This window comes from Pseudomonas sp. NFR02 (assembly GCF_900119375.1).
In the GTDB taxonomy this organism is placed as follows: Bacteria; Pseudomonadota; Gammaproteobacteria; order Pseudomonadales; family Pseudomonadaceae; genus Aquipseudomonas; species Aquipseudomonas paracarnis.
On sequence record NZ_FPJJ01000001.1, the window covers coordinates 77765 to 98583 of the forward strand.

Genomic DNA, 20819 nt, shown 5'->3' on the forward strand with positions numbered 1-20819 from the left:
CCAGTTTTACTGGGCGTTTACACAGAGAGTCGGCGGATTCTGCCCGTTAGTGGTGCATCAACCAGTACAACAGCACCAGATTGAGCAAAAGCGAGGCCATCGCCAGGGTCTGCCAGACTTTCAAGGGTTCGCGTTCGAGCAAAGGCCGGGGGCGTAGGCTCAATTCGCGGCGGTCGGCCTGCTCCAGCACCAACAGCCATTCTTCGGCGGTTTCATAGCGTTGGCCCGGGACAGCGAACAGCGCTCGTTCCAGACTGTGCGGCAACCACTCCGGCAAGTCGGGGCGATAACGGCTGGCGCTGACGGGTTGGGAAAACCTGGGCCGTTGGAAGGCCTCGATTTCACCGTAGGGGTAATGCCCAGTCAGCAGGTAATACAAGGTCACGCCGACGCTATACAAATCCTGTTGTGCCGTAGGCTGCTCGCCAGCGAACGCCTCGGGCGCGATGAAACTCGGGGTGCCGGGTAGCAGGTGCGCACGGTCCTCGGAGAGCCCGGGGCAATAGGCCAGGCCGAAGTCCAGCACCCGCAGTTCGCCATCTTCTCCCAGCAGCAGGTTTTCTGGCTTGATGTCGCGGTGCAGGATCTGCCGGCGATGCAGCAGGCCCACGGCGCGCAGCAAGCGTTCGGCAATCGACTGCCATTGTGCCAATGGCAGCGGGCCCTGTTGTTGGAACAGTTGGGCCAGGGTTTGCCCGGCGTATTCGCGCATCACGTAGTACAAATGCTGACGGCCACTGGCGGCATGCACTTCGGGAAAGGCCCGGCCGGCGACCCGGCGCAGAAACCATTCCTCCGATAACAAGGCCTGGGCGGCGTCGGTATCGTCGCAACGCAACGGCAAGGTCTTGAGCAGCCAGGGGTGCCCCTGGGCGTCGTGCACGCGGTACAGCAACGACTGCCGACTCTGCGCCAGCACGCTTTGCACCTGCCAGCCTTCAAAGATTTGTCCGACTTTCAGCGGTGGCGGCAGTGGCCATTGCTGCAACTGCACCAGGGCGTCGCCGAGGGTGGCCGCGCCGAGTTGATCGATGCGCACCAGCAAGGCGCTGGCATTGTCTTGGCTACCCGCCAGGTGGGCGGCGCTGACCAGGGTGTTGACGGCCAGGTCGAGGTCGCTTTGCTCGCGCAGGATCGCACCGATGCTGTGATCGCCCAGCGTGGCCCACACCCCGTCGCTGAGCAGCAGGAAACACTCGCCCTCGCGCAATGGACCATCGAGGAAGTCCAGCACCAGGTGCTGATCCAGGCCGAGGGCGCGCTTGAGTACATGCTGCATGCCCGGCTGTTCCCACACATGGTCTTCGCTGATGCGTTGCAACTCGCCGTCAAGCCAACGATACGCCCGGCAATCACCGACATGGGCCAGGGTGAAGCGTTGGCCGCGAAACACCAGGGCGCTGAGGGTGGTGAGCAACGGTTGGCCGCCGCCGTTGGCTTGCAACCAGCGATTCTGCGCGATCAACAGACGTTCGAGCGACTGGGCCACGCCCCAGGTCTGCGGCGTGGCGTAGTAGTCCACGGCCAGCGCCTGCAAGGTCGAGCGTGCGGCCAGGCCACCGTCGGCGCACTGGCTGACGCCGTCGGCCAGTGCGCACAGGTAGCCTTTGCTCGCGGCCAGTTCCGCCATGGGCGTGACCACCCGCAGCGCATCCTGGTTCTCGCTGCGCGGGCCGATGGCACTGGCCTGGGCGACGCTCAGTTGTAAGCTCATCAGACGCGTGCGGCGGTCACGGCGGCCGAACCCCAGGTGGTTCTCCAGCGCCGTTTCACCCCATGCAGGCCGAACCAGGCCAACACACCGAGGCTGGCGAACAACCACAGGGCCAGTTGATAGCTGCCAGTACTCTGCTTGATGGCGCCCATGCCTGCCGCGAGGGCGAAGCCGCCGATGCCGCCGGCCATGCCGATCAGGCCGGTCATGACGCCGATCTCACTGCGAAAACGCTGCGGCACCAGTTGGAATACCGCCCCATTGCCAGCGCCCAGACCGAGCATGGTGCAGACGAAAAGCGCCAGCGCGGCGTAGGAACTGGGCAAGTTGAACCCCACTGCCGCAATGCAGATCACCGCCACGCTGTACATGCCGAGCAGGGTCTTGATCCCGCCGAACCGGTCTGCCAGGGCGCCACCCAATGGGCGCATCAGGCTGCCACCGAACACACAGGCGGCGGTGTAATAGCCGGCGGTCACCGGGCTCAGGCCGTACTGGTCGTTGAAGTAGCCGGGCAGGGCGCTGGCCAGGCCGATAAACCCGCCGAAGGTCACGCTGTAGAAGAACATGAACCACCAACTGTCGCGGTCGCCCAAGGCCTTGAAGTAGTCGGCCATGGCTTTGGCTTTCGGCCGTTCAGGCGCATTGCGCGCAAGCCAGGCGAATACGATCAGGGTCAGCACCAGTGGGATCAGCGCAAAGCCGAATACATTGCTCCAACCAAAGGCGGCCGCCAGCACGGGCGCCAGCAACGCCGCAAACACGGTGCCGGAGTTACCGGCGCCGGCGATGCCCATGGCCTTGCCCTGGTGCTCCGCCGGATACCACTGTGATGCCAAGGGCAGGGCGACGGCGAAGGACGCACCGGCCATGCCCAGGAACATGCCCAGCAGCAGCGCTTGTTCGTAGCTGTGGATCCCCAGTTTCCAGGCGCAGAACAGCGCCACGATCACAATCACCTGGCCAATCAGCCCGGCGGTCTTGGGCGACAGCTTGTCGGCCAGCATTCCCATCAAAAAGCGCAGCACCGCGCCCGCCAGGATCGGGGTGGCCACCACCAGGCCGCGCTGTTGGGTGGTCAGGTGCAAGTCAGCGGCAATCTGCACCGCCAGGGGGCCCAGCAGGTACCAGACCATGAAGCTCAGGTCGAAATACAGGAACGCGGCAAACAGGGTCGGGGTGTGCCCGGATTTCCAGAAGCTTGATTTCATCACGCACCTCAACGGTTGGGGGTCTAGAAACGAAAAAACGCCGCCACCGGGTTCGCAAGGGCAAACCGGGTGGGCGACGTCTTTGTCGTGAGGGGGCAACCGCCGTTGGCTACCTGTGATAATTCTTTAGCAAGAGCTGAGCCAGATCAGCCGAGCAACTCGCTCATGGCAATAATCTGCTCCGCCACCTGGATCAGTTTCTGTTGACGGCTCATGGCCTGGCGGCGCATCAGGGTGTAGGCCTCTTCCTCGTTACAGCTTTTCATTTTCATCAGCAGGCCCTTGGCCAACTCGATGCGCTTGCGTTCGGCCAGTTGCTGGTCGCGGGCATGCAGCTGGGCGCGCAGGGCCTGGTCACTCTCGAAGCGCGCCATGGCCACATCGAGGATCGGTTGCAGGCGCTGGGCCTGGATGCCTTCGACGATATAGGCACTGACGCCGGACTTGATGGCCTGGCGCATCACATTCGGGTCGTGCTCGTCGGTGAACATCACGATGGGCCGGGGCTGATCGCGGCTGACCAGCACCACTTGCTCCATCACATCGCGCCCGGGTGACTCGGTATCGATCAGGATCACATCAGGACGCACTGTTTCGACGCGTGCGGGCAGGTCGATGGTCAAGCCGGACTCATCGATCACCTCGAAGCCGGCCTCGGTCAATGCGGCTTTGAGGCGCCCGACTTTACGCGGGGTGTCGTTGATCAACAGGATTCGCAGCATCGTCGGGCTCCTGTCAGCGCAGCGCTTGACGGTTAGTGTCATCGGCCAGGGCATGCAGGTGGAAGCTGCGGGCGTAGCCAGCGGGGTCGCTGCCGTCCCAGGTCTTGCCATCGAGCAACTGGCTGCGACGCATGTCCGAGTCGCCTGCGGTAATGCCCAGCGCCTCGGCAGCCTGGCGATACAGTGCCAATTGCTGAACTTGCCGGGCGACGCCCAGGTAGTCCGGGTCTTCACGCAGCAAGCCCCAGCGCCGAAACTGGGTCATGAACCACATGCCATCGCTGAGGTAGGGCAGGTTCACCTCGCCGTCGGCGAAAAAGCGCAGTGCATGGGGATCTTGCCACTGGTTGCCCAGGCCATCGTCATAGTCCCCCAGCAAGCGTGGTTCGATGCAAGCCACAGGCGCATCGAGGTATTCAGGGGCACTGAGCAACTGGGCGGTAGAGCGGCGGTTTTCACGGCTCTGCTCGATAAACCGGCTGGCCTCCAGGATCGCCATGACCAGCACGCGTGCGGTATTGGGGTAGGCGTCAACGAAGGCTTGGGTGCAGCCCAGGACTTTTTCCGGGTGGTCCGGCCAGATCGCCTGGCTGGTCGCCAGGGTAAAGCCCTGGTTCTGTTGCACTGCGCTGGCGCACCAAGGTTCACCCACGCAAAGGCCGTCGATGCGGCCGGCTTGCAGGTGCGCCACCATTTGTGGCGGCGGCACTACTACGCTGTTCACATCCTGCAAGGGATGAATGCCTTGGCTCGCCAGCCAGTAATACAACCACATGGCGTGGGTACCGGTGGGAAACGTCTGGGCGAAGGTGAGTTTTGTCCGGCTTTGGTGCACATGGCGCTTCAACGCCTCAGGAGTGATCATCCCTTGCTGTTGCAGGCCATGGGACAGGTTGATGCCCTGGCCATTCTGGTTCAGCCCCATCAGCACTGCCATGGGGCTGGGGGCGACGCCGCCGATGCCCAGGTGTACGGCATAAATCAGCCCGTAGAGACTGTGGGCGGCGTCCAGTTCACCGCTGACCAGCTTGTCGCGCAGGTTGGCCCAGGACGCCTGGCGCTTGAGGTTGAGTGTGAGGCCGTAGGGTTGGGCGAAGCCCTGGGTGGCGGCGACCACCAGCGAGGCGCAATCGGTCAGGGCCATGAACCCCAGGTCCAGGCTGCTCTTTTCCGGGGCATCGCTGCCGTTTACCCAAGCCAGCGGATCGTTCATCAATACCTGCCTTTTTCTGAAAAAAAAGCGCCGTTTCCCTGGTTGGCGTATAGGCCATTGCAGGGGAACGACGCCTTTGTCCGTAGGCCCGTGCCGCCTTTGGTGCGAGCCTGATACAGAGTGCAAAGCAAGGCACATGCCATGGGTGGGGCGGTTGCAACAGGCCGTCAGCTTTCGATCATGATTGAACCTCGTGCGCCTCGCAGTATGGCCGCTTCTTCAGGCCAGACCGCCAGGCATACCCACGGTGCACGCTGATTACCTCGCAACCCTCAATTGCCGCTGGCTGTACAGCGCGCTGCTGTGCGCCGTGCTGGTACTGGGCAGTGCCACGGCCCGTGGCGAGGAGTTGCCGCTCTACGGCGCCGAAGACGAGAGAAGCTCGGCGGTGGTGCTGCGGCATATTTCCGTCAATAGGCTGCGCGGCATCATGCGGCGTGCGGGGCTGGATGAGCCGCGCTACCCCCTGCGTGAAAACGGCGCGCGTACGTTCTATGTAACCGGGCCTTCCCGTTATGTCGACCAGGTATTGCGCCTCGCTCAACTGATGGACCGCCCCCCACGCAAGGTGCCAGAGCATGCGTCGTTATTCGGCGTGGTGAAAGTGATCAACGTCCTCGTGGACGATCACCTGCAGGGCGCAGGTGCCAACAGGGTCCTTGTACCGGGCATGGCTTCAATGATCAAAGCTCGGTTATCCCAGGCGCAGAAGGACCAACTGGCCGATGGCCGCCTTGTGTTAATAGCTTATCCGGATACCAACAGTCTGTTGATCAAGGGTTCACCTGCCCAAGTGAAGGTTATCGAAAAACGGGTGGCCGAGTTGGATGTCGCCCAGCCGCTGGATGAAGCCTCGCCGGGGCCGGCGCAGGCTGTCGGTGGAGACGTGCAACTGGTCGGCGCACCTCAGTTGACCGCTGCGCAATATGAGTACGTGCGACGTGCGTTCCTGCGAGCGGACCCTGAGTCTTCCCCCTGAAAAAGGCGTTTGTCCATGCACCTGGAAATATTGCTGCAGGAGCAACTGATCAGCCGCAAGCGTTTGGCCGCATTCGCACCGGGGAAGGTGCTGCCCTTGGACCCAGGCGTCACCCGCTGTGTGGAGGTGCGGGTCAATGGGCAACTGATGGCAGTGGGAGAGTTGGTGCAGTTGGAGGATCGGCTAGGGGTTGAATTGCAGGAAACCTTTCAGGAGTGGCTGCCGCGATAAGGGTGCGAGCGAATTATCTGACCGGCTTCGGCCCAAAAAAGGCAAATGAATGGGTTTTTTCCTAACGCAGGTACGGGGCGCGGTTTTTATAGTCATGCCAATGGCAGATGAATTGGTTCACACAGTATGGATTTGAATGTCAGTAGTCGACTACAGAGGTGCGTATGGCCGTCGTAATGGATGAAACGACGACGTCCCTGGTCTTCGCTCGTTGGACCTTGCATGGCGATGGCCGGTTGACGGGTGTGGAGGCGGATATTCAGTTGGCTCCCAAGGAGGGGCATGTGCTGCGGTTGCTGCTGGCTTCCGGCGGCGCGCTGATGACCAAGGACCGCTTGCTGGAACTGGCCTGGCCTCGGGGGGAAGTGGCCGATGAGTCACTCACGCGGTGTATCTATTCCCTGCGCAAGCACTTGAGGGCCGACAAAGGCTTTATCAAGACGATTTATGGCAAGGGCTATCGCTTTACCTGCCCGGTGCGCACAGGTGATCAACCCAGGGCAGTGGCGCACGTGTGCGCCGTCTGTGGTCAGGCCAGCAATGTCCAGAGTTAAGGCATGGGGCAAAGGCCTGGTGCTCGGGGTATTGATGGGCAGCAGCCAGGCCTGGGCCTTTTGCTGGGAAGAGGCGGCCAGCCGCCACGACCTTGAGCCGGAGTTGCTGCAAGCTATCGCCTCGGTCGAATCGGGTTACCGGGCGCAAGCGATGAACTACACCAACCTCAATGGCACGCGGGATATCGGCTTGATGCAAATCAACAGCATCCATTTGCCGCGCTTGCTCAAGCAGGGCATTACCGAAGAACGGCTGTTGAGCGAGCCCTGCCTGTCGGTAGAAGTAGGCGCCTCGATTCTTGCCGAGTTCATCCAGCGTTTTGGCTATAACTGGACGGCGGTTGGGGCTTACAACGTGGGGCCGGGGCCCGGGCCACAGCGTGAGGCATTACGCCTGCGCTACGCCGAAAGGATCTGGGTACGTTATGAGGCGTTGACGGCGCAACGTCAATGAGATCAGGTGGCACGCCTCGCATGCAGGCCGCCACCCCGGCTATAATCAGCGCCACCTTTTGCCGCCATCCGAGTCTAGCCCGCCCATGTATACCCTGGCCCGCCAGCTGTTGTTCAAACTCTCCCCGGAAACCTCCCACGATCTGTCCCTGGACCTGATCGGTGCCGGTGGCCGTCTGGGGCTCAATGGCCTGGTATGCAAGGCACCGGCGAAAGTGCCGGTGTCGGTGATGGGGCTCGACTTCCCCAACCCGGTCGGTCTGGCTGCCGGCCTGGACAAGAACGGCGCGGCCATCGACGGGTTTGCGCAACTGGGGTTCGGCTTTGTCGAAATCGGCACCGTGACCCCACGGCCGCAACCGGGCAACCCCAAGCCTCGCATCTTCCGGCTGCCGGAAGCGGAGGCGATCATCAATCGTATGGGCTTCAACAACCTCGGCGTCGACCATCTGCTGTCGCGGGTTCAGGCGGCAAAGTACACCGGCATTCTGGGTATCAACATTGGCAAGAACTTTGACACGCCCGTGGAACGTGCGGTGGATGACTACCTGATATGCCTGGACAAGGTCTACGCCCACGCCAGCTATGTCACCGTCAACGTCAGCTCGCCCAACACCCCGGGGCTGCGCAGCCTGCAATTTGGCGATTCCCTCAAGCAACTGCTCGAAGCCTTGCGCCAGCGCCAGGAAGACCTGGCCGTGCGGCATGGCAAGCGTGTGCCGCTGGCCATCAAGATCGCGCCGGACATGAGCGATGAAGAAACCGTCCTGGTGGCCCAGGCCCTGGTGGATTCTGGGATGGACGCGGTGATTGCGACCAACACCACCCTCAGCCGCGTGGGCGTCGAAGGCCTGGCCCATGGTGACGAGGCCGGCGGCCTGTCGGGCGCGCCGGTGCGGGACAAGAGCACCCATATCGTCAAGGTGCTGGCGGCTGAGTTGGCTGGGCGTTTGCCGATCATCGCGGTGGGCGGTATCACCGAAGGCAAACACGCGGCTGAGAAGATCGCGGCCGGCGCCAGCCTGGTACAGTTGTACTCCGGCTTCATCTACAAAGGCCCGGCATTGATTCGCCAGTCGGTGGATGCCATCGCTGCCTTGCGCTGATCAGGCAATAAAAAGGGCTCCATAAAGGAGCCCCTGGGCCGAAGCCCGCCGCCCGGATGGGGCGCGCGTGGTTAAGTCGCTACAAATTCAAAGATGTGTGTGTCGCAATTAAATCCCCTGATTAGCCGACGGCGTGAAGTTCGTTGAGTCTGTGGATGCCCGCAGTGCCAGTCATACCGTCCCAGTTGTCGCCGCGTCCTTCTCGCCAGCCGTTGATCCAGGCTTGGCGTACCGACGGTAGAGTAAATGGGCAAAGCTCACGGGATTTTCCATGAACGCCATATTGATATCCGCGTAAAAATGCTCTTTCCAACGGATCACGCTTAAGTCTTCTCATAGGGTGTTTCCCTCACTTGTTGACTGTCTAGATATCCTTCGGCCTTGTCCAAGGCCGGGCAGAGTTTTTCTGCCGTTGGTGGGCTCGCTGCCGGCGTGGCGAGCCAATGTGTTGGCACCGTTACGGCGCCAACCTGTGTTGAGTTCTAACCAATAGGTCACATGTATTCAATGATCGTTTTGTCATAAGCACGTAACGATAACGATGCTATAGCCATAAGCTGGGCTGGTTATTCGCCCCTTTTATAGGGCAAAGCCAGCTATGATGTGCCCTGTAAAGAGGAAAGGTTTAATTCCTTAGTGAGAATGCCCGCCTATTGCAGTCGGTTATTATTCGACGAAGGGTCGGAATATTTCTTTTTGTTGCGTAACATTCTTCTTCTGCCTCGCCAATAAAGGCTCAAGAGCCCGCCAGACGGGGTGGAACGGCACATTCGTGCCACGCGAGCACTCTTCGAGAAAAGTGCTTGATTGAAAACCGAACCGGCGATGCGTCGCCGGTTCACTTATTGCTGAAAAGCCTGGAATGCCCCATGTCGGACCGTTTTGAACTCTTCCTCACCTGCCCCAAGGGCCTCGAAGGCCTGCTGATCGAGGAAGCCGTCGGGCTTGGCCTTGAGGAAGCCCGCGAGCACACCTCGGCCGTGCGCGGCATGGCTGACATGGAAACCGCCTACCGCTTGTGCCTCTGGTCGCGCTTGGCCAACCGCGTGTTGCTGGTGCTCAAGCGTTTCCCGATGAAAGACGCCGAGGATCTTTACCACGGCGTGCTGGACATCGAGTGGGCTGACCACATGGTCCCCGACGGTACCCTCGCGGTAGAGTTCAGCGGCCACGGCTCGGGGATCGACAACACCCACTTCGGGGCGCTGAAGGTCAAGGATGCGATCGTCGACAAACTGCGCACCCCGACCGGCGAGCGTCCGTCCATCGACAAGATCAACCCTGACCTGCGCATTCACCTGCGCCTGGACCGTGGCGAAGCGATCCTGTCCCTGGACCTTTCCGGCCACAGCCTGCATCAGCGTGGCTACCGCCTGCAGCAGGGCGCGGCACCCCTGAAGGAAAACCTGGCAGCGGCGATCCTGATTCGCGCCGGCTGGCCACGTATTGCCGCCGAAGGCGGCGCGCTGACCGACCCGATGTGCGGTGTCGGCACCTTCCTGGTTGAAGGCGCAATGATCGCCGCCGACATGGCCCCCAACCTTAACCGCGAGCTGTGGGGTTTCACCACGTGGCTGGGTCACGTCCCGGCGTTGTGGAAAAAGCTGCATACCGAGGCGACTGAGCGGGCGGCCATCGGCATGAACAAGCCGCCGCTGTGGGTACGTGGCTACGAAGCCGACCCGCGCCTGATCCAGCCCGCACGCAACAACATCGAACGCGCCGGCCTGAGCCACTGGATCAAGGTGTACCAGGGCGAAGTGGGCACGTTCGAGCCGCGCCCGGATCAGAATCAGAAAGGTTTGGTGATCTGCAACCCACCCTACGGTGAGCGCCTGGGTGACGAAGCCAGCCTGTTGTATCTCTATCAGAACCTCGGCGAACGCTTGCGCCAAGCCTGTATGGGCTGGGAAGCCGCAGTGTTCACCGGCGCGCCGGACCTGGGCAAGCGCATGGGTATCCGCAGCCACAAACAGTATTCGTTCTGGAACGGCGCATTGCCGTGCAAGTTGCTGCTGATCAAGGTCAATCCGGACCAGTTCGTCACCGGCGAGCGCCGCACCCCGGAACAGCGCCAGGCCGAACGTGAGCAGGCGGCTTACGACCAGGCCCCGAGCGAGCCGGCAGAGCGTCAGTACAACAAGAACGGCAACCCGATCAAGCCCGCCCCGGCCCCCGTGGTGGAACAGGCGCGCTTGAGCGAAGGCGGGCAGATGTTCGCCAACCGCCTGCAGAAGAACCTCAAGCTGTTGGGCAAATGGGCCAAGCGCGAAGGGGTGGATTGCTACCGTGTGTATGACGCCGACATGCCTGAATACTCCATGGCGATCGACCTGTACCACGATTGGGTGCACGTACAGGAATACGCCGCGCCTAAATCCATCGACCCGGAAAAAGCCTCGGCCCGCATGTTCGATGCCTTGGCGGCAATTCCCCAGGCACTGAACGTCGACAAGAGCCGTGTGGTGGTCAAGCGTCGTGAGCGTCAGAGCGGCACCAAGCAATACGAGCGTCAGAGTGCCCAAGGCAAGTTCACCGAGGTCAGTGAAGGCGGCGTTAAGTTGCTGGTCAACCTCACCGATTACCTGGACACCGGCCTGTTCCTCGACCATCGCCCGATGCGCATGCGCATCCAGAAGGAAGCGGCGGGCAAGCGCTTCCTCAATCTGTATTGCTACACCGCCACAGCCAGTGTGCATGCTGCCAAGGGCGGCGCGCGCAGCACCACCAGCGTCGACCTGTCCAAGACCTATCTGGACTGGGCGCGTCGCAATTTCTCCCTCAACGGCTTCTCCGACAAGAACCGCCTGGAACAGGGTGACGTGATGGCGTGGCTGGAAGCGAGCCGCGATGAATTCGACATGATTTTCATCGACCCGCCGACCTTCTCCAACTCCAAGCGCATGGAAGGCATCTTCGACGTGCAGCGTGACCATGTGCAGTTGCTCGACCTGGCCATGGCACGCCTGGCGCCGGGTGGCGTGCTGTACTTCTCCAACAACTTCCGCAAGTTCCAGCTGGAAGACAACCTCAGCGAACGCTATGCGGTCGAGGAAATCAGCGACAAGACCATCGACCCTGATTTTGCGCGCAATGCCAAGATCCACCGCGCCTGGAAAATCACCGCACGCTGATTTTTCTCTGTAGGAGCGAGCTTGCTCGCGAAGATCGTCAACGATAGCGCTGCGTATCGGGTTTAACGCAGCGCTCTCAGGTTCTTCGCGAGCAAGCTCGCTCCTATTGTTTTTGCACTGGTCAAACCCATGACCGATGGCTATAACTTAAGCCCTAGCCAAAGTGACACCCCCGCACACTGGCGCTGTGAGTGTTGCCTATGCCGATGCAAGTCGTTCGCCCGAAAATCCTTGGTTTTATCAGTGAGCAGGCATCGGCTTGGCTGGTGGCATTGGTGGTGTTACTGGTCGGTAGCGCGCTGACGGTGGTCGTCGCGTGGGCGGCTTCGGACCTGTATCAGCAGCAGGTGCGCCAGCGGTTCCAGTTGCTGGTCAACGAACGCTACAGCCGCATCCAGGAACGTTTTGAAGATCAGGAACAACGCCTGGGCAGCCTGCAGCGTTTCTTCGTCAATTCCGCAGAGGTATCCCGCGCCGAGTTCGACGGTTTCGCCAAACCGCTGTTGTTGCATGCCCGTGCCTATGCCTGGGCACCACGGATATTTCGTACGCAGCGCAGCTCGTTTGAGCAGGACATTTCTCGCCAGCGCGGCATTCCCTTCAGTATCCGCGAACTGAATACTGCAGGTGAGTTGGCGCCCGCGGCCGAGCGCGATGAATACGTACCGGTGCTGTACAGCCAGACCCAAAGTTTGCTGGGCTCGCCGCTGGGCTTTGATTTGCTGGCCCAGCCCCTGCGCCGGTCAGCGCTGGCGCGTGCGCAAGAAAGCGGCCAGTTGGCGGTGTCACAGCCCATGCAATTGGTGGGTGTGGAGCCCGCTTATGCGGCAGGCGTGTTGTTGGTGGCGCCCGTGAGCAAAGTCGCAGATGCCGAGCCTTACGGCTTTGTGATGGCGGTGATCAGCATGCGCCAGCTGGTGGCCGAGGGGTTGCCCAGGCCCAACCGGGACAACCTGGTGATGCAGATCGTAGACACCTCCGACACCCAGCAACGGGTGTTGTACGCGTCCAGTAACGCCTTGGGCAGCAGTGGCTTGACGGCTGCACGTCGCCTCACCCTGGGCGATCATGTCTACGCCCTGAGCCTGAGCGCCAGCGAAGTGTTCGACAAGGCCAACCATTCTTCGATGCACGCCATTCTGGCGATGGGCGTGTTGCTCAGCGCCTTGCTCAGTGCGCTGCTTTACATGCTGGTCAGCCAGCGCCAGCGCGCACTGAAACTGGTGGAGCAACGCACCGTTCAATTGCGTGCCCGTGAGCAGGAGTTGCGCGGTGCCCATGGGCAACTGCGCAGCGTGCTGAATGCGGCGACTCAAGTGGCGATCATTGCCACTGACCTGCGCGGTGTGATCAACACCTTCAATGCCGGTGCCGAACAGATGTTGGGCTTTACGGCCGAGGAGGTGCTGGGGCATATGACCTTGGACCGCCTGCACGTGGCCGCGGAACTCGACGCCCGCGCTGAGCCGTTGAGCAGGGCGCTGGGCAAGCGCATTCCAGCGAGCCAGGCGATGCTGGTGGAGAGCCCGGACAGTCAACATGAAGGGCGTGAGTGGACGCTGGTGCGCAAGGATGGCAGCCAACTGACGGTCAACATGTTGCCGACCGTGCTCTTGGATGACCATGGCCTGTGGGTCGGGCACTTGGCGATTTACCTGGATGTCACCGAGCAAAAGCGCGCCTATGAGGCCCTTGCGGTACGCGACCGCCTGCTGAAAAAACTCAGTGCCCATGTACCGGGTGGAATCTTCCAGTTCACTTTGGAACCACAGGACAATTGGCGTTTCATCTATGCCAGCGAAGGCATGCGCGATATCTATGAAATCGAACTGGGCGTGCTGCAGCAGGATGCGGGCAAGGTGCTGGAGCGCATTCACCCTTTGGACCTGGAGCGAGTGCGTGCCTCGATACGCCTTTCTGCGTTGCAACTGAGCCATTGGCGCGAAGAGTACCGCGTGCAATTACCTCAGCGAGGCCTGCGCTGGATTCGCGGCGAAGCGACGCCGGAAGAATTGCCGGGAGGCGGTACGCTTTGGCACGGTTATGTATCGGATATTTCTGATCTCAAACGGGTCGAGGATGAACTGCGCGCACTGTCCATTACCGACTCCCTGACAGGGATCTATAACCGGCGCTATTTCCAGGATCGTCTCAAGGGCGAAATGCTCCGGCTCAACCGTACCTCTGGCGCGCTGTCGTTGATCATGCTCGATATCGACCACTTCAAGCGCATCAACGATCAGCACGGCCATGCCGTGGGCGACGGCGTGTTGCAGGAGTTGTGCAAGCGTATCGGCCAACGCTTGCGCCGTACCGATGTATTTTGCCGGCTGGGTGGGGAAGAGTTTGTGGTGCTGTGCCCCAACACTGATGGCGCACAGGCTTACAGCCTGGCGATGCAGTTGTGGCAGTCGTTGCGTGATGCGGCGATGGAGCCGGTGGGGGTGGTTACCGCCAGCTTCGGCGTGGCCAGTTGGCGGATCGACGAAGGTATCGATGGCTTGCTGCTGCGCGCTGATTCGGCGGTGTACGTGGCCAAGCAGGCGGGCAGGGATCGCGTCGAGGAAGCCCTGACGCTTGAATGATCGTTCCCACGCTCTGCGTGGGAATGCATCCTTACACGCTCCGCGTCACGCCTTGAGCGCGGACGCAGAGCGTCCAAAACAGCATTCCCACGCAGAGCGTGGGAACGATCAGACAGGGTGATGTGGTGCTTTAGAGAACCGGTGCGGCTGCAACGGCCTTCGGCTGGCGATACAGGTCCAGCAGCACCTGATCCAACACCGACGAGGCTCCCCAAGGCTTGGAGTCGTTGAGAATCGCCACCACCGCCCAGGTATTGCCATTGTTGTCGCGGCTGTAACCGGCAATGGCGCGCACGGTGTTCAAGGTGCCGGTCTTCACATGGGCTTCGCCGCGCAGGGCGGTGGTTTTCAGGCGTTTACGCATGGTGCCGTCGGTGCCGGCGATCGGCATCGAGCTGATGTACTCCGCCGCATAAGGGCTTTTCCACGCGGCTTGCAGCATGGCCGCCATCTCGCGGGCGCTGACCCGTTCGGCGCGGGACAGGCCGGAGCCGTTTTCCATCACCAGGTGCGGCGCGGTGATGCCTTTCTTGGCCAGCCACTGGCGCACGACGCGTTGCGCGGCCTTGGCATCGTCGCCATCGGCATCGTTGCGAAACTGCGCACCCAGGCTCAGGAACAACTGCTGGGCCATGGTGTTGTTACTGTACTTATTGATGTCGCGGATGATCTCCGCCAGGTCCGGCGAGAAGGCGCGGGCCAGCACCTTGGCATCCTTGGGCACCGGAGCCTGGATGTCACGGCCCTGGATGGTACCGCCCAATTCCTTCCAGATCGCCCGTACAGCACCTGCGGTGTAGGTGGCGTGGTCGAGCAGCGACAGGTAAGTCTGCGAGCTGCAGCCATCACCCAGTTGGCCGCTGACGGTCACGGTCACGCTGCCGTCGGCAGCGGTCACCGGGCTGTAGCGCACGTCACCGGTGCACTGCTTGGCGTTGGTGACTTTCACCTGGTTGTCGATGCGAATGCTGGCAATCGGCGGCTCGACCGATACGATCACCCGCCCCGAATCATTGCGGGTCACGAAGCGCAGGGCCTTGAGGTTGACCAGCAAGGCGTCGGGCTTGACCAGGAACGGCTTGTTCTCATCGTTGCCGTCGTCGTTGAACTCGGGCAATTGCGGCTGGTTGAAGAAATTGCGGTCTAGCACCAGGTCGCCAGTGACTTGCTGCACGCCATTGGCACGCAGGTCGCGCATCAGCAACCAGAGCTTTTCCATGTTCAGTTTGGGATCGCCGCCGCCCTTGAGGTACAGGTTGCCACGCAGCACGCCGCCGCTGAGGGTGCCATCGGTGTAGAACTCGGTCTTCCACTGATGGTTGGGGCCGAGCATTTCCAGGGCCGCATAAGTGGTGACCAGCTTCATGGTGGAAGCCGGGTTCACCGAGACGTCGGCGTTGAAGACCGTAGGGGTACCAGGGCCGTTCAGGGGCAGCATCACCAGGGACAGCGCGGTATTTTGCAGCTTGGCCTTCTGCAAGGCCTGCGCAACGCTGGGTGGCAGGGTGTTATTGACGGGAGCGGCGCAAACGGAAAAGGCCAGGGGCAAGACAACACTGGCAAGTAACACTGAGCGCAAAGATTTGATCATAAGAAATAAAACCCTACTGCTGAGGAGGGTGAAAAAGGCGAGGGGTATGGAAGAAAATCCCTCATTGGTCACGAAAGTGTCGGCATTATGCCCCAAGCTGGCGCCACGTGTAGCTGAACGATAGCTGCTAATCATGGTTTTTTTGCGCGCATTTGCCCGTCGGTCCCAGAGAGTCGGGCAATTGCCGCCTTAAACTGCTAAAGTGCCGCCCGTTAATACTTATGAGGATTGTTCCAATGGCGACTAACCGTTCCCAGCGTCTGCGCAAAAAACTGTGCGTTGATGAATTTCAAGAGCTGGGTTTCGAACTGAACCTGGACTTCAACGAAGGCCTGAGTGAAGAAGCTATCGACGCTTTCCTCGAAGCATTCATCAAAGAAGCCATGGAAGCCAATGGCCTGGGCTATGTCGGCGGCGATGACTACGGTCTGGTTTGCCTGCAAAAGCGTGGCTCGGTCTCCGAAGAGCAGCGTGCTGCCGTGGAAGCCTGGCTGAAAACCCGTTCCGAGCTGACCAAGGCTGAAGTCAGCCCCTTGCTGGACGTGTGGTATCCGGAAAAGCCGATCAACGCGGCTAAGTGATACTGAAAAAAACGGCGACCTGAGGGTCGCCGTTTTTTTATGCCTTGCGCCAATTCAGAATCAGCAGCGTCAACACCCCCGCCACAATCCCCCAGAACGCCGAACCGATGGAAAACAACGTCAAGCCTGACGCCGTGACCATAAAGGTGATCAGCGCCGCTTCCCGTTCCTTCGGCTCATTCATGGCGATGCTCAAGCCATTGATGATCGAGCCAAACAACGCCAACGCCGCAATCGACAGCACCAGTTCCTTGGGCAGGGCTGCGAACAATGCTGCCAGCGTGGCGCCGAATACCCCGGCAATCCCATAGAACACCCCACACCACACCGCAGCGGTGTAGCGCTTGTTGCGGTCTTCATGGGCGTGCGGCCCGGTGCAGATCGCGGCGCTGATCGCCGCCAGGTTGATGCCGTGGGAGCCGAACGGTGCCAGCACCAATGACGCCAGGCCAGTGGTAGTGATCAACGGCGACGCCGGCACGGTGTAGCCGTCGGCTCGCAGCACGGCTACGCCGGGCATGTTCTGCGAGGTCATGGCCACCACGAACAGCGGAATGCCGATGCTGATGGTCGCCGCTAGCGAGAAGTGCGGCGTCGTCCAAACAGGCGTCGCCACCTCCAGATGAAAACCGCTGAAATCCAGCAGCCCCATCAGCCCTGACAAGGCGGTACCGATGAGCAAGGCGGCCAGCACGGCATAACGCGGCGACAGGCGCTTGATGATCAGGTAGGTGAAGAACATCCCCAGCACCAGCCCGGTACGATGCTGGGCGGCGACGAAAATCTCGCTGCCGATCTTGAACAGGATCCCCGCCAGCAACGCCGCCGCCAGTGACGCCGGAATCCGCTTGACCAGTTTCTCAAAGCTGCCGGTCAACCCGCAGAGCGTCACCAGTACCGCGCAGGTGATGTAGGCACCGATGGCCTCGCCATAGCTCACGCCGCCCAGGCTGGTGATCAGCAGCGCCGCGCCAGGGGTGGACCAGGCGATGGTGATCGGTGTGCGATAGCGCAGGGACAGGCCGATGCTGCACACCGCCATGCCGATGGAAATCGCCCAGATCCACGAAGAAATCTGCGCCGTGGTCAAGCCGGCGGCCTGGCCGGCCTGGAACATCAGCACCAGGGAGCTGGTGTAGCCGGTCATCATGGCGATAAAGCCGGCGACGACGGCCGACGCAGAAGTGTCGGCCAGTGGGCGCAAGGGCGCTTGGGTGGCGTCGGTCATGGAGAGGTGTTCCTTTTTACCTGACTCCGCACGCTGTAGGAGCGAGCTTGCTCGCGAAAAACGCCAACGATAACGCGGGCAATCAGATTAAACGCGGCGCCCTTGGGTTCTTCGCGAGCAAGCTCGCTCCTACAGTGGGATGTCGTTCATGGGAAATCGTGGAATCAAGCCTAAACTCAAACGTAACGAGTCATTGCAATACAGCCGAGCCCGCAAACAGCCGTACAGTGTGTTGGCGCAGTGGGTTGTGTACAATGTGCGCTGTTTTTAGGTGATACTTGCCAGCGACACGCTGTTGCCGTATTACCGTTAATTCGCCGTTCTCAAACCCGAGTGCCCATGAACGAACAGTTGCAACCTCTCAAGAAACAACCGCGAGCCGGCAAGGCCGGTCGCAGCGGAACCCAGGACGATATCGTCTATGCGCATATCTTCGAGGCGATCCTTGAACAACGCCTGGCGCCCGGAACCAAATTGAGTGAAGAGGCACTGGGCGAGATCTTCGGCGTGAGCCGCACCATCATTCGCCGCGCGCTGTCGCGCCTGGCCCATGAAAGCGTGGTACTGCTGCGGCCCAATCGCGGTGCGGTGGTTGCCAGCCCAAGCGTCGAAGAAGCACGCCAGGTGTTCATGGCCCGGCGCCTGGTGGAGCGGGCGATCACAGAATTGGCGGTGCAGCACGCCACGGCGGAGCAACTGGCCGAGTTGCGCCAGATGGTCAACGACGAGCGCGACAGCTTCTCGCGCGGTGACCGTGGCGCCGGTATCCGTCTCTCTGGCGAGTTCCACTTGAAGCTGGCCGAAGCCGCGAAGAACGCGCCGCTGATCAGCTTCCAGCGCAGCCTGGTGTCCCAGACGTCATTGATCATCGCCCAGTATGAAAGCGGCAACCGCTCGCACTGTTCCTACGATGAGCACACCCAGTTGATCGACGCGATCGAAGCCCGGGATGCGACGTTGGCGGTGAACTTGATGATGCATCACATGGATCACATCGACAGCAAGCTCAACCTCGATGAAGAGAGTGCGTCGGATGATTTGCATGCGGTGTTTTCGCATTTGCTGCAGACCAAGAAGCCAGGCCGCTCTTCAGTAAAGCTCTAGTTTCCCGGGTTCACTGGAGACAAAATTGTGGGAGCGGGCTTGCTCGCGAATGCGGTGGATCAGTCAATATACCTAGAGACTGACACTCCGTATTCGCGAGCAAGCCCGCTCCCACATTTGTTCGATGGTGTACCCGAAATCAGCGTTGATGCACCAGATTGCCGGCCGCATAGGTTTGCAGCACCGTCCGATCGTCCCCGAGTGTCATCAGCACAAACAATGTCTCGGCAATGTTATTGGCCTGTTTCAGGCGGTAGCTCAGCAGCGGCGTGGCGTTGTAATCCAACACCAGGAAGTCTGCATCGGTGCCTGGTTGCAACGTGCCGATCTTGTCTTCCAGGCGCAGCGCTCGAGCGCCGCCCAGGGTGGCCAGGTACAGCGACTTGAACGGGCTCAGCCGCGCACCTTGCAGTTGCATGACCTTGTAGGCTTCGTTCAGGGTTTGCAGCAGCGAGAAGCTGGTGCCGCCGCCCACGTCGGTGCCCAGGCCCACGTTCAAGTTGTGTTTTTCGGCCATCGGCAGGTTGAACAGACCACTGCCGAGGAAGAAGTTCGACGTCGGGCAGAACGCGACTGCCGAGCCGGTCTCTGCCAGCCGTGCGCATTCGTCATCGCACAGGTGTACGCCGTGGGCAAACACCGAGCGCTCGCCGAGCAGCTTGTAGTGGTCGTAGACATCCAGGTAGCCGTTGCGCTCCGGGAACAGCTCATTGACCCACTCGATTTCCTGCTTGTTTTCGCTGATGTGGGTCTGCATGTACAAATCCGGGTATTCGCCCAGCAACTGACCAGCCAGCGTCAATTGCTCCGGCGTACTCGTAGGGGCGAAGCGTGGCGTCACCGCGTAATGCAGGCGCCCCTTGCCGTGCCAGCGTTCGATCAGCGCCTTGCTTTCCTGGTAGCCGGATTCGGCGGTGTCGGTCAGGTAATCAGGCGCGTTGCGGTCCATCATCACCTTGCCGGCAATCATGCGCAGGTCGAGTTTCTCGGCCGCTTCAAAGAATGCATTCACCGATTGCGGGTGCACGCTGCCGAACACCAGCGCTGTGGTGGTGCCGTTGCGCAGCAACTCCTTGATGAAAATATCCGCGACTTCTTCGGCGTGAGCCTTGTCGGCAAACTGGCTTTCACAAGGGAAGGTGTAGGTGTTGAGCCAGTCCAGCAGTTGCTCGCCATAGGCGCCGACCATCCCGGTCTGTGGCAGGTGGATATGGGTGTCGATCAAGCCAGGGGTAATCAGCGCGTCCTGGTAATGGGTGATGTCGATATCGGCGGGCAGGCTCGACAGCAGGTCGCTGGCGTGACCAAGGGCGCTGATCTGGCCGTTGTCGATCACCAGCAGGCCGTCCTCGAAATATTCATAGGAGGCTTCGATCCCGACCACGGCAGGGTCGGCGATGCTGTGCAGGATGGCGGCACGGTAGGCTTTGCGAGTCAAAGGCATGATCGTCTCGATTTAGATAGCTTGGCTGCGGCGTGAAGCCGGCAGCAGTTTGGCAATAGGTTCGGCGCCGGCAAGGTGCTGGCCGAAATTGGCGTTATAGGTGGCAATGATTTCGCCGGCGATGGAGATGGCGATCTCCACCGGGAGCTTGCCCTTGACCTCGGGGAGGCCCATGGGGCAGCGCATGCGTTGCAATTGCGCGGCGTCAAAGCCGCGATCACGCAGGCGGTGTTCGAATTTGACCCGCTTGGTTTTCGAGCCAATCAGGCCGAAGTAGGCGAAGTCGTTGCGCTTGAGCAGGGCGGCAGTCAGTTCCAGGTCCAGCGCGTGGTTGTGGGTCATGACGATGCAGTAACTGCCTGCTGGCAAGTCGGCAATTTCGTCGACCGGCTCTTCGCTGACGATTTTACGCACGCCTTGGGGGATGTGCTGCGGGAATTCCTGCTCGCGGGAATCGATCCAGCGCACCCGGCAGGGCAGGCTTGCCAGCAATGGCACCAACGCACGGCCGACATGGCCGGCGCCAAACACGGCGATGTGCGCCTGCGCCTGGCCCATGGGCTCGAACAACAGCACGGTGACGCCACCGCAGCATTGGCCCAGGCTGGCGCCGAGGCTGAAGCGCTCCAGATGGGTGTTCTGCTGGCCGCGCACCAACATGTCTCGGGCGACCTGCATCGCCTTGTATTCCAGGTGCCCGCCGCCGATGGTGTCGAAGGCGTGCGCGGCGCTGATGACCATCTTGGAACCGGCGTTGCGCGGGGTTGAGCCGAGTTCTTCGATGATGGTGACGAGCACGCAGGGTTCGCCCTGGTTGTGCAGGGTGGCGAGGGCGCTGATCCAGTTGTCCATGTCTACCTCAACATTTCTGCTGTTAGTTCGGCCGCTATCGCAGGCAAGCCAGCTCCCACATTTGATCGGGTTAGCACCTCAAAATGTGGGAGCCGGGCTTGCCCGCGATGGCAGCGC

The 20819-nt window shown here is 61.1% G+C and carries 18 protein-coding genes; 9 read left to right on the forward strand and 9 right to left on the reverse strand.

Features of this window, described 5'->3' with window-relative positions; genetic code table 11:
• Positions 1 to 46 precede the first annotated feature (46 nt).
• The 4 genes from BT199_RS00375 to BT199_RS00390 all read right to left on the reverse strand — a co-directional run bounded on the left by BT199_RS00375 (position 47) and on the right by BT199_RS00390 (position 4860).
• Positions 47 to 1714, reverse strand: coding sequence for a bifunctional protein-serine/threonine kinase/phosphatase (locus BT199_RS00375; RefSeq protein ID WP_060767349.1), 1668 nt, complete (start codon positions 1712 to 1714; stop codon positions 47 to 49).
• Positions 1714 to 2925 (reverse strand): nitrate/nitrite transporter, encoded by a 1212-nt coding sequence (locus BT199_RS00380; protein ID WP_014719480.1) that lies wholly within the window; start codon positions 2923 to 2925, stop codon positions 1714 to 1716. The genes BT199_RS00375 and BT199_RS00380 overlap by 1 nt, the downstream gene beginning before the upstream one ends.
• A 146-nt stretch (positions 2926 to 3071) precedes the next feature.
• Positions 3072 to 3647 (reverse strand): ANTAR domain-containing response regulator, encoded by a 576-nt coding sequence (locus tag BT199_RS00385; protein WP_003193274.1) that lies wholly within the window; start codon positions 3645 to 3647, stop codon positions 3072 to 3074.
• A gap of 13 nt (positions 3648 to 3660) precedes the next feature.
• Positions 3661 to 4860: a CmpA/NrtA family ABC transporter substrate-binding protein gene (locus BT199_RS00390; RefSeq protein ID WP_072433654.1), complete on the reverse strand. Its 1200-nt coding sequence runs from the start codon at positions 4858 to 4860 to the stop codon at positions 3661 to 3663.
• Between the two features lie 247 nt (positions 4861 to 5107).
• Here BT199_RS00390 and BT199_RS00395 point away from each other — a divergent pair, with 247 nt between their 5' ends.
• The 5 genes from BT199_RS00395 (at position 5108) to BT199_RS00415 (ending at position 8183) form a co-directional block, all read left to right on the forward strand.
• Positions 5108 to 5839: a secretin N-terminal domain-containing protein gene (locus BT199_RS00395; protein ID WP_072433655.1), complete on the forward strand. Its 732-nt coding sequence runs from the start codon at positions 5108 to 5110 to the stop codon at positions 5837 to 5839.
• Positions 5840 to 5854: 15 nt separating this feature from the next.
• A complete protein-coding gene (locus tag BT199_RS00400) occupies positions 5855 to 6070 on the forward strand; it encodes a FliM/FliN family flagellar motor switch protein (RefSeq protein WP_003193267.1) in 216 nt (71 codons plus the stop codon).
• A gap of 164 nt (positions 6071 to 6234) precedes the next feature.
• Positions 6235 to 6624: a winged helix-turn-helix domain-containing protein gene (locus tag BT199_RS00405; protein WP_014719476.1), complete on the forward strand. Its 390-nt coding sequence runs from the start codon at positions 6235 to 6237 to the stop codon at positions 6622 to 6624.
• Positions 6611 to 7078: a transglycosylase SLT domain-containing protein gene (locus tag BT199_RS00410; protein WP_072433656.1), complete on the forward strand. Its 468-nt coding sequence runs from the start codon at positions 6611 to 6613 to the stop codon at positions 7076 to 7078. Before BT199_RS00405 ends, BT199_RS00410 begins: the two co-directional genes overlap by 14 nt.
• Before the next feature lie 85 nt (positions 7079 to 7163).
• Positions 7164 to 8183, forward strand: a complete 1020-nt coding sequence (locus BT199_RS00415; RefSeq protein ID WP_014719474.1) for a quinone-dependent dihydroorotate dehydrogenase — start codon at positions 7164 to 7166, stop codon at positions 8181 to 8183.
• 121 nt (positions 8184 to 8304) lie between these two features.
• On the opposite strand, the gene rmf is transcribed toward BT199_RS00415, so the two are convergent.
• Entirely contained in the window at positions 8305 to 8520 is a 216-nt protein-coding gene (rmf, locus tag BT199_RS00420) for a ribosome modulation factor (RefSeq protein ID WP_002553055.1), read from the reverse strand.
• A 532-nt stretch (positions 8521 to 9052) separates the two neighbouring features.
• On the opposite strand from rmf, the gene rlmKL reads away from it, so the two are divergent.
• Together rlmKL and BT199_RS00430 are read left to right on the forward strand one after the other, a co-directional pair.
• Positions 9053 to 11317: a bifunctional 23S rRNA (guanine(2069)-N(7))-methyltransferase RlmK/23S rRNA (guanine(2445)-N(2))-methyltransferase RlmL gene (gene rlmKL, locus BT199_RS00425; RefSeq protein ID WP_014719473.1), complete on the forward strand. Its 2265-nt coding sequence runs from the start codon at positions 9053 to 9055 to the stop codon at positions 11315 to 11317.
• A 200-nt stretch (positions 11318 to 11517) separates the two neighbouring features.
• Positions 11518 to 13902: a sensor domain-containing diguanylate cyclase gene (locus BT199_RS00430; protein ID WP_019820512.1), complete on the forward strand. Its 2385-nt coding sequence runs from the start codon at positions 11518 to 11520 to the stop codon at positions 13900 to 13902.
• 130 nt (positions 13903 to 14032) lie between these two features.
• On the opposite strand, the gene dacB is transcribed toward BT199_RS00430, so the two are convergent.
• A complete protein-coding gene (gene dacB, locus BT199_RS00435; protein WP_014719471.1) occupies positions 14033 to 15493 on the reverse strand; it encodes a D-alanyl-D-alanine carboxypeptidase/D-alanyl-D-alanine endopeptidase in 1461 nt (486 codons plus the stop codon).
• A gap of 236 nt (positions 15494 to 15729) precedes the next feature.
• Here dacB and BT199_RS00440 point away from each other — a divergent pair, with 236 nt between their 5' ends.
• Positions 15730 to 16074 (forward strand): YggL family protein, encoded by a 345-nt coding sequence (locus tag BT199_RS00440; RefSeq protein WP_003193255.1) that lies wholly within the window; start codon positions 15730 to 15732, stop codon positions 16072 to 16074.
• Positions 16075 to 16111: 37 nt separating this feature from the next.
• On the opposite strand, the gene BT199_RS00445 is transcribed toward BT199_RS00440, so the two are convergent.
• Positions 16112 to 17302, reverse strand: a complete 1191-nt coding sequence (locus BT199_RS00445) for a benzoate/H(+) symporter BenE family transporter (protein ID WP_019820510.1) — start codon at positions 17300 to 17302, stop codon at positions 16112 to 16114.
• Positions 17303 to 17641: 339 nt separating this feature from the next.
• Here BT199_RS00445 and BT199_RS00455 point away from each other — a divergent pair, with 339 nt between their 5' ends.
• Positions 17642 to 18406, forward strand: coding sequence for a GntR family transcriptional regulator (locus BT199_RS00455; protein WP_014719469.1), 765 nt, complete (start codon positions 17642 to 17644; stop codon positions 18404 to 18406).
• 139 nt (positions 18407 to 18545) lie between these two features.
• Here BT199_RS00455 and guaD read toward each other — a convergent pair whose 3' ends face one another.
• Both guaD and xdhC read right to left on the reverse strand, forming a co-directional pair.
• Positions 18546 to 19850: a guanine deaminase gene (guaD, locus tag BT199_RS00460; RefSeq protein WP_072433658.1), complete on the reverse strand. Its 1305-nt coding sequence runs from the start codon at positions 19848 to 19850 to the stop codon at positions 18546 to 18548.
• A gap of 12 nt (positions 19851 to 19862) precedes the next feature.
• Complete coding sequence (xdhC, locus tag BT199_RS00465; RefSeq protein WP_072433659.1) at positions 19863 to 20702, reverse strand: xanthine dehydrogenase accessory protein XdhC; 840 nt, start codon at positions 20700 to 20702, stop codon at positions 19863 to 19865.
• Positions 20703 to 20819 lie beyond the last annotated feature (117 nt).